General features: G+C 53.2%; 13 protein-coding genes. 1 reads left to right on the forward strand and 12 read right to left on the reverse strand.

Features of this window, described 5'->3' with window-relative positions; translation table 11 throughout:
• Nucleotides 1–64 precede the first annotated feature (64 nt).
• The 12 genes from ACLRDN_RS27290 to ACLRDN_RS27345 all read right to left on the reverse strand — a co-directional run bounded on the left by ACLRDN_RS27290 (nucleotide 65) and on the right by ACLRDN_RS27345 (nucleotide 9,547).
• Nucleotides 65–520, reverse strand: a complete 456-nt coding sequence (locus ACLRDN_RS27290; RefSeq protein WP_413460542.1) for a hypothetical protein — start codon at nucleotides 518–520, stop codon at nucleotides 65–67.
• A 75-nt stretch (nucleotides 521–595) separates the two neighbouring features.
• Entirely contained in the window at nucleotides 596–1,099 is a 504-nt protein-coding gene (locus ACLRDN_RS27295) for a hypothetical protein (protein WP_413460543.1), read from the reverse strand.
• A gap of 103 nt (nucleotides 1,100–1,202) precedes the next feature.
• Nucleotides 1,203–2,390 carry a phosphoadenosine phosphosulfate reductase family protein gene (locus tag ACLRDN_RS27300; protein ID WP_413460544.1) on the reverse strand — a complete coding sequence of 396 codons (1,188 nt, stop codon included), beginning with the start codon at nucleotides 2,388–2,390 and terminating at the stop codon, nucleotides 1,203–1,205.
• Nucleotides 2,391–3,143: 753 nt separating this feature from the next.
• A complete protein-coding gene (locus tag ACLRDN_RS27305) occupies nucleotides 3,144–3,362 on the reverse strand; it encodes a hypothetical protein (RefSeq protein WP_413460545.1) in 219 nt (72 codons plus the stop codon).
• Nucleotides 3,363–3,523: 161 nt separating this feature from the next.
• Nucleotides 3,524–4,381 (reverse strand): hypothetical protein, encoded by an 858-nt coding sequence (locus ACLRDN_RS27310; protein ID WP_413460546.1) that lies wholly within the window; start codon nucleotides 4,379–4,381, stop codon nucleotides 3,524–3,526.
• A gap of 110 nt (nucleotides 4,382–4,491) precedes the next feature.
• Complete coding sequence (locus ACLRDN_RS27315; protein ID WP_413460547.1) at nucleotides 4,492–5,139, reverse strand: hypothetical protein; 648 nt, start codon at nucleotides 5,137–5,139, stop codon at nucleotides 4,492–4,494.
• Between the two features lie 184 nt (nucleotides 5,140–5,323).
• Nucleotides 5,324–7,135, reverse strand: coding sequence for a phosphoadenosine phosphosulfate sulfotransferase (locus tag ACLRDN_RS27320; protein WP_413460548.1), 1,812 nt, complete (start codon nucleotides 7,133–7,135; stop codon nucleotides 5,324–5,326).
• 181 nt (nucleotides 7,136–7,316) lie between these two features.
• Nucleotides 7,317–7,580: a hypothetical protein gene (locus ACLRDN_RS27325; RefSeq protein ID WP_413460549.1), complete on the reverse strand. Its 264-nt coding sequence runs from the start codon at nucleotides 7,578–7,580 to the stop codon at nucleotides 7,317–7,319.
• A gap of 82 nt (nucleotides 7,581–7,662) precedes the next feature.
• On the reverse strand, nucleotides 7,663–8,004 hold the full coding sequence (locus ACLRDN_RS27330) for a hypothetical protein (RefSeq protein WP_413460550.1): 342 nt from the start codon (nucleotides 8,002–8,004) through the stop codon (nucleotides 7,663–7,665).
• Nucleotides 8,005–8,061: 57 nt separating this feature from the next.
• Entirely contained in the window at nucleotides 8,062–8,388 is a 327-nt protein-coding gene (locus ACLRDN_RS27335; RefSeq protein ID WP_413460551.1) for a hypothetical protein, read from the reverse strand.
• 180 nt (nucleotides 8,389–8,568) lie between these two features.
• Nucleotides 8,569–9,051: a hypothetical protein gene (locus tag ACLRDN_RS27340; protein WP_413460552.1), complete on the reverse strand. Its 483-nt coding sequence runs from the start codon at nucleotides 9,049–9,051 to the stop codon at nucleotides 8,569–8,571.
• Nucleotides 9,052–9,286: 235 nt separating this feature from the next.
• Nucleotides 9,287–9,547 (reverse strand): hypothetical protein, encoded by a 261-nt coding sequence (locus tag ACLRDN_RS27345; RefSeq protein ID WP_413460553.1) that lies wholly within the window; start codon nucleotides 9,545–9,547, stop codon nucleotides 9,287–9,289.
• Between the two features lie 111 nt (nucleotides 9,548–9,658).
• Here ACLRDN_RS27345 and ACLRDN_RS27350 point away from each other — a divergent pair, with 111 nt between their 5' ends.
• The gene (locus ACLRDN_RS27350; protein ID WP_284078274.1) at nucleotides 9,659–10,249 is read left to right on the forward strand and encodes a trypsin-like peptidase domain-containing protein; all 591 of its coding nucleotides are present in this window, start codon (nucleotides 9,659–9,661) and stop codon (nucleotides 10,247–10,249) included.
• Nucleotides 10,250–10,336 lie beyond the last annotated feature (87 nt).

Here is a 10,336-nt window from a genome sequence, read left to right on the forward strand (position 1 = left end):
CAGCCAGAAAAAAAACCCCGCCAGCAGCGCTGAGCGGGGTGTTGGTTTAGAAATGGCTATTGAGCTAGCTCAATTTCACGGTCACAGGGGGCATATGTGTAGAAGAGTCAATGCCATTGACACAGAGAGGACCAGTCCCGCATTCACCTCCACCGCACACCTGCCCGCAGTAGTCAGTGATTCCATCAGCTCGCAAAGCCTTTGCTAGCTCGCCGAACAGCTCTCCTTCGGGATCGTAAGCAGCCCATATCCCGCCTGCGGTGTCTGGAAGGCTCTCGTTGCCGTGAATCCCAACGTACCATACGCCCTCGAACTCCTCCGCTGGGTTTCTGACCTCACCGCCGCAGTGATTGGCCACGACCTCAGCGACATCGGTCATAAATCGCTGATATTGGCTTGCCTCATCCAATTGCCCATGCTCGACGGCAGTTGCTTCTCCATCGCCTTGACCAGGCTTTTTCCCGGTCAGAAGGATGTGAACGATCTCCGCCAACTCTGCTGCACTTATCTGCTTGCTCATGTGTTCTCCAATAGGAAAAATCGCGGTAGGGCCCCCTTGCGGGATTGGCTTTCCCGCAGGGTTGAATGGTGAAAGTTAATTTACAGCGGAGATTCGCAAACCCGGGACGGGTCGTACTTGCTTCACTTCGTCACTCCATAGCGCCAGGACTGCACGCTTAACCGCTGTTCCGAGGTCGTCTGCGACGAAGAGGCCGCTGGCGAGCACCTGCTCCTGAGCAGAAACATACGCAACCTCGAAGATCGTTGGGACATTCTCAGAAACCTGATCTACGGCCTGGCCGTACTTGGTGAGCTCATACCCCGTAACTTCGTCGGACTCATCGAGGACCATACCACTGTCCGGCGAGAAGACGAAAAACTTAAAGCTGTCGAGTAACTTCACCGGAATGTTGGAATGGAAGTAGTCCAAGGCTGCAGACGCTACCAAGTTGATCGGAAGATCCTGATCAACCAGAACGCTATAGGTGCCGGCGATGAACTGATCCTCGGGGTCAGGTTCACCGCAAAGCAGGGCAATGAGCGCGACTTCTCGCGACTCTTGCCGACCGGTTTGAGGTTGTAAAGATTGCTGATTCAAGATGCTCTCCTTTTAAGTTATCTAGCGAAAAGGGATGAGCAACATGGGGAGATATGAGAAAAGCCCCCCTTCTGATGTGTCAGGAGGAGGGCTAATGCAACGGTTAGGCGAAGAGGAATTCACCTTGGCGTTGTTGGACACTATCTGCAACCTGTCCTTTACCTTTAGCCAGTTTGATCTCCAACAGCTCGGCATAGCGATCGCGAACACTCGCAGCATCGAGGTAATTGGCGTTGAGGTTGAGAAGTCCTGAAACCGTCTTTCGCACGCTCGCGATGACATCAGCCTCTTCCGTGGTAGGTACCACTTCTGGCCAACCAGCGGTGTAAAGCAGGTGCTTCGGGATCTTCTCCTCGGCAATTTTCCGCAACACGGCTATTTCCTTCGCCCGCTCAACGTCTTTCCGCATGCCCTCGGACAGCAAATGAGGAGCGATATCGGCGAGCCAGCGGTTCTGGAATGCGAAAGAAGATTTGGCTTCCAGAGCGACAAGACGGCGATAAGGTTCGTGGTTATCAGAGCACGTGGCAGACGCAATCAAATCCGCTTCCGACGACATAATGCAGAAGCTGCAGCTCACCCTCGTCATCCCATACTGCGTGTAAGCCTCGTGCAGCTCGATACCTTCCTCGTGGATCGTATATACTACGTCTTGCACCGGCCAGTTGAGGATTGCGTTCCAGGTGATCGCCTCGGCATTTTTCCGCTTCAGCAATGTGTTGGGTGCAGAAATCGGCATCTTACTGCGATTCCGACTTTCCTCTGCTCTGACACCTGTGACGTTGAGAATGGCTTGTGTTGGGAATCGCTTGCGCAGGGCGCGGGACAGTACGCTGGCTTTCAATTCGGACGTACAGAAGCGCCAAACCGGTGAACTCCACGGCATTATGAGTTTCACACAAGAGAGCTGCAGATAGCGAGAAACGCAGTTTTCCCAACGACTCTCCCACCTCTCCATCATGTCACCGGCTTCACGTCGGACGATCATTAGCTCCCAGCCAAGATGCTCCGCCAGCTGCTGACACTTGGGCAAACTCTGGCGCCATTCGATGCGGCCGAGATCTGCGTGTATCAGAACCTTCGGTCCATTATGGCCCACACGGTCTAGATGCCTTGCAACCGCCAGCGCGACGGCCTCCGAATCCTTGCCGCCTGATACCGAAATCGCCACCACACACTCGTTCGCCAGCATCTGCTCGACCTCTGGTGTCACACATACGTCATTGGGTTTTCCTGCTGGGGCACCGGCCAGAAACTTCGGGCTGACGAATTTGATTTGCTGCTCGTTCATAAATGTCCTCTGTTAGAAAATTGTCCGAAAAGGAAAAGATTTGCCTCGCTGAGATGACATTCATGCGGTGGTAATGCGCGCAAAAAAAAATGCCCCGGACATGACGTCCGAGGCATACTGCGGTTCTTAAACGTCCGTGCTCGTGGCAAGTCAGGACAGCTCGATGCTCTCGTGAGGTTCGATTTCGGAGTTACATTGAGGACACCGATCATTGCAGCTGCAGCTCCAGTGATCGATCCACGAACAGTCGCACTTCGTACAAAGGTAGTGGTTCTGAAAGGATGACTCTTGCTCCGCACTTTCTAAAAGTGCGTCTTTAATCGGTGCGGGAACGGCGTGAGCCATAGGTTGGGTATTAGGCATGGAAATGCTCCGGAAGATTAAATGCAACTCAGATAGGGATCATCAAGACTGAAAAATGCCCGGCTTCACAAGATGTGTAGGCCGGGCAGGAATAGCCCTCATAATTCGTCACAACCAGGACAACTTCCACGGCCAGCAATTGAAAATCACCCGGGCCTGTCCACGTCGCGGACAGTTCGAGTGGTGCCACGGCCACCGAGCTGCCTGATCGGTGCACGCCTCGTCACGATAGAGAACCGTATCCATCCGCGGTCTCGATGCGCCTGCGTCGAGTGGGTCGCAAGACTCCTCTTTCCTCGCGAACAATGTCAGTAGCTGCGGGGCATGCACTTGTGCGGCGGCAGGCTTTGATGCAGTGAAGGTGTGCGTCATTTCTCTCTCCTGCTCATATCAACATGCAGCCGGCGAGGCGATGACATTACCGATCTCCAAATCGAGTGCCGATTTGGCCGCATCAACATCACCTTCATCGCCGTTGATACCGTCCTCGACAGTTGCGCGTGCATCAGCGAGACCAATGGCGAGGAGCTGTTGAACCAGGTCTGCGACGGTGGCCGCCGCCATCGCTGAGGGAGCCTTAACTGGAACATTGATCAGGAATTGTTTCATGTGATTCTCCTTAGGGAAAAGTTAATAAGCCTTTATGTTTTTTGCATCGATGAGATGTAGCAACATGGCTCGATAATCAATTCTGCCCAGGCAAGAAAAACGCCGCGATCCACCATAGTGGGACGCGGCGCAGATGAGAGCGATTGCTGCTCTCCGTGTTATTACCAATCAAACGTCGGCAAGTCTCGATGTCCGTCGCCATCGGCGTCGAACCGGACGACAGAACAGTTCCTCTTCCTGGCATAGTTGAATACCTGGCGGAGATCCTCCGGCACGTCGTTCTTGACATCGGCTAGATCAGGCACACTGACGAAGACACCATATTCGTAAGCAGCAACTGTTTGACCAATTGCATTGGTGCCCGCTCGGCCCTGCAAGAAGTTCATTGTTGCTTGCGAGATATGCGCGGTCGAGATATCAAGATAGCGATGTGCCTCGTCCCCCGCCGATGAATCGCACCAAGGTCCATTGACCAACTTTGCCGCAGCGTTTCCAGGCGCCCAATCCGTGATCCCATCTGCTGCAAGTGCACGGCCAAGCAGAATTTGAACATCGGTGACTGTACGGCCCGATGCGGTCGAGAATTCCTGGGAAACAACCGCTGCATCCCCGATACATCCGGTCCCGCGCACTTGTGACTCGAAATCCTCGCCTGCAGCGGCGGAGTCCGGATGGACTCCCATGACACGGTTGACCACCAGATCAATCTCGCTGGGCTCACATCGAACAAAGATCTGCCCGAGCACCGCCTGTACGTGCTGCAGCTGCTGTACGTCATGGCAGACTTCTTCGCCATCAACTTCGAACAATACGAGCGAACCTTCGTTGACGCTCGCCTCAAAGAGAATCGGCTCACCATCCGGCCATGCTCCACCGTTGCAATCAGCGGCATCCATCAGCTTTCTGAGCTTGGCTTCCGCCTCGTCGCGCGAGGTAGCCTTGACGCGAATTGCTGCAGTCAAAGTGCAGTCAAAAGCGTATTCGTGTTGAACCAGTTCGTGCGTGTTACTGTTTTTCATGATGCTTCTCCAAAGACTTTGCGAGAAACGTCCCCATACGGGGAACGCGTCCCCGCCAGGGTTAAAAACGAAGTGTTAGTGCGCTATGTGAACCGGGGGATAACCTCGCTTCACAGTTTGGTATTGCCATCCGGCGTGACGTGGCGAGCCGCCATATCCGCATAGATACGTTCCATATCTTTCTTGGCCAGCTCCTCTGTAGCGAAGAGATTGTTGCGATGGACACCGAAACCAGCGATTTCACGGATTCTTGCTGTCCTGCCGACGTCCATTAAACGATTCCCTCGTGATGTGTAAATTCGCAGGATGTTTCGGCTTTGCTGTGCCAGCTGATGCGTATCGATATACATCGGTCCATTCACAGTGAACAGCTTTACCAGGTTGGGCTTTCGCTCACTACTCCAGCCATCACTGACGCTGCCGTGACAGCTGGATTGCAGAGATGCGTCGGCTACTATGTGGTGCCCCTGCTCCTCGAAAAACGGAAGCATGTCAACTTCATCGACGAACTTTGCGTCAGCTCCAGAGGAGGTAGGCAAGGAAGTTTGGATCTTTTCGAGTGCCGTATAGCGTGTGGCGTCCGCGAAGTCACCCCAGCCTGTCTTAGACGACCAGAAGCCTTCTCGGATACTGCTAGACTCAGCCTCGCTTTGAGAGAAGATGAGATAGACCGGATCAGCCTTCCCTGCAGACTGAGTGGTCACCTGCGATTCAGCTTCCTGTACTACGTCCGCCTGGGCGGATACAGAATGTTTCATGCTCGTTTACCTTTCTAGTCTGCGGATGCGCTCTTGCGATACACCCGACAGAACTTCAAAATTAAATCAATCCTCTCAGAACGGAGATCACTGACAGGTGCTGTTTGGTGTGAATGTGAGATGTCACTCATGCTGTCGGAAGCCGAATGAAAAAAAGCCCCTCGATACATCGAGGGGCGTTGGTTTAGTCGAACTCCAATTCAACCTGGGCTGATTCCGTAGAAACACGGTTCGCCCAGGCCTTTCGAGCTTCCGGGGGCAAATCCTTGTAGTCGACACTGCGGGCTAGCAGATCTTTGATGTCGTACTCCAATGTGAGCTTCAGTTGGTCCTTGTAGGCAGTCCTTCGAGCAATGTCATCGTGCATCTGTTGTTGCGAATAGCTTACTTCCAGTGCTCCGTAGCTTAGATACCAAAAATACGCTGAGGTGATCCCTCCCGGGAGAAATCCGCGATCAAAGTTCTCGGCCAGACGAAGCGCCTCGAACTCCTCGATCATCAAGGCTGATTCGTCGTTCACACTGAAAAACTTGGCTGTAGGAAGTTTCCACCCCATATGGCCGTTCTTCAATTCGATCAACTCAGGCGCACACGGAGAATCGGATGTCAGAGCCTCGAAATACGAGTTTCTGAGCCCGCTCCACGACTTGTTCTCCAAGGTTGAATCAAAGCGTTCCCCGACGTAAAGAAACTTCGCATCTGGTAGCGGCTGAGGAGGAACGGCCTCAACAACCGGTACCGGATAGCGAATACCACGTTCTCGGATGTCCCGATAATCTGCCCAGATTGCGAAAGGCGCTGCTGTTCCATTCAGAGACTGCATGGCGTCAACGGCGACCATGGTACTTACCGGCAAAATACGGAACATCACTTGGCGCCCCTCCTCCTGCGCTAGAAGCTCTTCCTCATAATCTAGCGTCAACATCATCCGCATTAATTCTCGGATGAAAGTGGGATGGTACGTATCAGGTTGTACAACCAAATAGCCCGCGATCACCGTGCGGCCGACAAAGTGCCTCGTCGTCCAATCATATTGGCGTGCGCGAAGATAGTTGTTAAGACGCACCAAGCCAGCAGCGTAACGATAACGCGGATCATATTCGACCATGTTGGTGAGGGACTTGTCGGCAGCCACTCGCTGACAGCTCCAGCACCCCAGCCTGGCTCCACAACCACCGGAGCTACGCTTGGCTTTACCCTCATAGAGGCTCTCGGAAACAATTGCGCAGCTAGTGCCACCGCTATGCGCGTAGATCCGGAAGGTCTCTTCGAAGGTGCTGTAGCTCTCATACTGCCCAGATCCGTACAATGCCAAGGCTTCCCAGACATCATCCGTTTGCCAATCCGCGATCAAACTGAGAATCAGCTCACCATTCTTGTTACGCACCGGTACGGCCGCTGACTCACCGCGTTCGCGCATCTTAGAGTCACGTACAACGCTTTCGGAAAAGCGCGTCCCCAAGACCGTTACCGGCTCAGGCCGGCCCTCCTTTTTTAGCTGCCGAAATAGCCGCGATCGGAAGTTCGCCATGGGTGTCACCTTCCAGTCTACCGAGCAGGACGTATTGGTTCCTGCGAAGCTGGGAAGCGCTCTACCTGACAACACCTTGACTTGGAACGATGAGAGGATATTGGGGGAGACAAACTGTGTCCTCACGTTCAATCCGTGCCTCTTTGCGAAGCTTCTCACTTTTTGCATTTCCAGCTTAGCGTGGCGGGCGACCTCAGGTGATTCAACGAGGGTATCTGCTGACAATACCCAGACCCGAGGAGCCAGTCCATTTCTCTTAGCCTCCGCAGCTGCATGCAGCACCAGAGCCAAACATATGGACGAATCCTTGCCGAAACTGGTTGCTGTCACCACATCAGTGTCCTGCACAAACAAACCCGCTAGGGTTGCGAGTGCGACTTTAATCCGCTCTTCAACAGTGATCTTCGCTTCAAGGGTTTGCTGAGGAAAGAAATCAAGAGTTACGAAGTCCTGAGGTTGTTTCATTTGACACTCCAAAGTAGTTTTATGTACTGAAGAGATGCACGACACCCATCAAGAACAAACACCTCTAGAAAATGCTGCAGAGGTCTAATTAGTTTGGATGGCCAGCAAAGTGAACTCGATCACCAGGCAAAAAAAATGCCCCTCGATCAATCGAGGGGCTTTGGGTTATGCAAAGTTTAGATCAACCTGAGCAGAGATAGTCTCTTTCGAGGATCATGTTCAGGTCATTAAGGGTTTCAGCGTCTTCCGCGTACTGCGTCCCGTTCATTTTGAACCAGGCATAGTAATGCGGTTGCGTAAAGCGATTTGCAAAGCGAGGGTGCCTGTGCTTCAGTGAATGGGCCCCCACCTTCCCATCGTCCGCGATACTACGCAAGCGAGCGATGGTGGGAGAATCCACCGATTCCTTGACCTCGAACTCCTTGGCCATAGAAAAGCGGGCCATAGCGTTTCCTTTCTCTCTATCTGTGACCTGGAGCAAGCCTCGTCCCAGAGGAACTTGGCGTCACTCTCGCGTGGCGTAGCGTTTAGCCGATGAACGTTGGCTCATCGGCGAAGGTCAGATGAAGCTGCTCACCACATTCAGGCTCAAACTCCTCTTGAAGATGCTCTTGAAAATTCTCAAGCGATAGCGAAGCACCAGCAGCAACCAGAAAGAAATAGCTGCTGGTCCCATGGCGATGCGTATGCTCGCCGTGATACAGCTGGCTCTTGAGGGATTGCAATTTTCCGATCTCGTCGATCAAGTGTGCTAGATCCTGCGCTGGCAAGCTGATTTTTCCTGAAATCTCATCGGACGATTGATTCATCGCGGCCGACAACTTCGAGGTCAGTGAAAAAATTGGTTCAAGTTGGCTGCGCAAATACATCCTTGGTTCCCTTTAAGTAATTAGTCAAGTCGACACAATATTTACAGTTAAAATCCGTTACTGGCATTCATCTTGCTCGTTCGAATGGCCGTCTCCCGCTAGTGAGAGAATTGGGGCTCGGCGGGCACGTTCCCATACCCACTGGAAATAGCTGTCGTACGGCAGGCTGGTGGGAAGTCCTTCTTGCGTGACGCGCGGATATCCGTAAGGATTCGGTGCATCGCGACGAGCAAGAAAGAGTTGACCTGGCTTTCCAACTTCGCTCGCCCTGACATGAAGATACAGAGTCTCCGGAGCCCCTGCGTTGGTAAGCTGGCGCATTAGGGCCTGACCTTGTTGGGCGCACTGCTGGACCTTGGCTGAATACTCGTTATCGATAGGCATCAAATTTCTCCTTGAATGATTAAAAAATTCCGGGGCTCTGTCGCGAGCGGGCGGAAAGTTAGTTGCCATCGAAATGCTTGACATCCAGATATACGCAGGGAGGTGGGTAGCAAACAAGAAAAAAGGCCGCCCTACTCTTTCGAGCGGCAGCCTTGTATGAGTTTACGATGAGGACAAGGGCTAGACAGCCTCTGCTACGTCTTCTGCCAGCAGGTCGGCATCGGAGCCAGAAAAATACAGAACTCCGTTGAGCCACTTGAAGTCCTTTCGGTCATTTTCACCGGTACGGTGCTGGGCTAGCAAGCGAAGTAGCGGTTCGATGGGAATGGCCTGGGTCTGCACCATTCCGTCACCGTGCTTCGGTACAGCCTGGTACCAGAAATCCGCTCCGCTGATGTGAAGATGCGGCACGTCTGGACGCCAGCGTTCCTCTTGGTCCCATTGGCCCGGGCCAGCGAAGACGCGCAGATCGGTTAGATTGTTTTCCTTGCAAACTGCCTGGAGACGAAGAATCTGAAGGAGAAAGCCCTCTGTGATTTCGAACCTAGCCCACCGGGCGTCGAGGTGTTCTTCTACAGAAAACGCTTCAACGAATACCACTGCTGGACGAAAGGTGCCGATCACGCCAGGCAGAGTAAAGGGTGACTGGCTAATTTGTTCCATGTTTTCTCCAAAGATGTGCGCAAACGGTTATATTCCGCGTGCATGATTAAAGGAATTTGACTGCCATCGGAATGACGAACATTTACCGGTATGCAGTCCAGTACCCGGACCCTCCAGGTGCGAAGATACCTGCCTCGATCTGCACACCCGGCGTAGCACGCCACTAAGAACCGGTAAACAAAAATGCCGCCTGCCCGTTAAGGGAGGCGGCATTGCTTGAGACTAGGAATTATGGTTATGGCAGCAGTGCTAGAGTGCGCCAGTCCGCCATTAGAATCGCCTTCCCCGACGGTAGACCGGCCTCGAAGACATGTCCGACGCAGCCGTTCTTCGCATTGGCCCAAGCTTCATGGGCTTCTTCGTACATAGAAAGTAGACCTTTGACTGCTAAAGTCAGCCATTCCGCTGTCGGGTCAACGCCGGCGCTCCGTGCTTCATCGCGCAGAATGCTCCGCAGCTTGCCCAGGTTATCTTGCCCTGCCTCGTCATCAACCATGGCACCAATACCCCTGCCCCGAATACGATTATTGCCGATGACAACAGGTCGAGTGCTTACAACCGTGTGTGCTTCATCCCAAGAGACTTGAAAACCTCTTTGGAGAACAAAATGTTCCGTTTCTTGAATCTGGTAGTACTTGGTATCGTGATCGCGGCGGCGATGTGCCAACCGGCCCATTCGCAACAACGTGCCGGACTTCTGTACGACGAGTTGCAAAGTGGTGCAGTCGGGAGTTACGCGCAATGGACCGAAAACGTTGCGGTAACTGTCTTCCATAATCCTGCTAATTCAACTCTTTTTGGAGTTGAATGCGCGGATGTGAAATTTATCGCTCGCAAAGGAACGCCCCTTCAATGGGCCGAAGGAACTCTTGATGACCAAGTCGTCGCAGTTGGTTTCTCCGCCTTGGAAGACCGCGAGGGAGTGGCAAAGCACGAAGTCTCAGGCAAAGTAAACCACTCTGTGGTGCCGCTTTGTGAGCTTGGTGGACGCTCGTATCTGACGTACTTGATGATGTTTGATGGGCAGGCTCTCCCTGGTATGTCTGGAGGTCCAGTATTCCGAGCAAAAGATGGCCGGGCGATCGGCATCGTCAAGGGGACGCATCGCGATCTTCATACGACCGCGTTCGTCACTTACGAAATGATAAAAAAGGCCTGGGACTATGGACGGCTCAACGGGCTGGTACCGAACCCATAGCGCATCGCATTAGTGCGCAGCATTGCCTAACACTGAGCGACCTTCCGGGTCGCTCTTTTTTTTCCATGGCAACCGAACGTAGAGTTT

Source organism: Herbaspirillum huttiense (assembly GCF_047300815.1).
Taxonomy (GTDB): Bacteria; Pseudomonadota; Gammaproteobacteria; order Burkholderiales; family Burkholderiaceae_D; genus Herbaspirillum; species Herbaspirillum huttiense_A.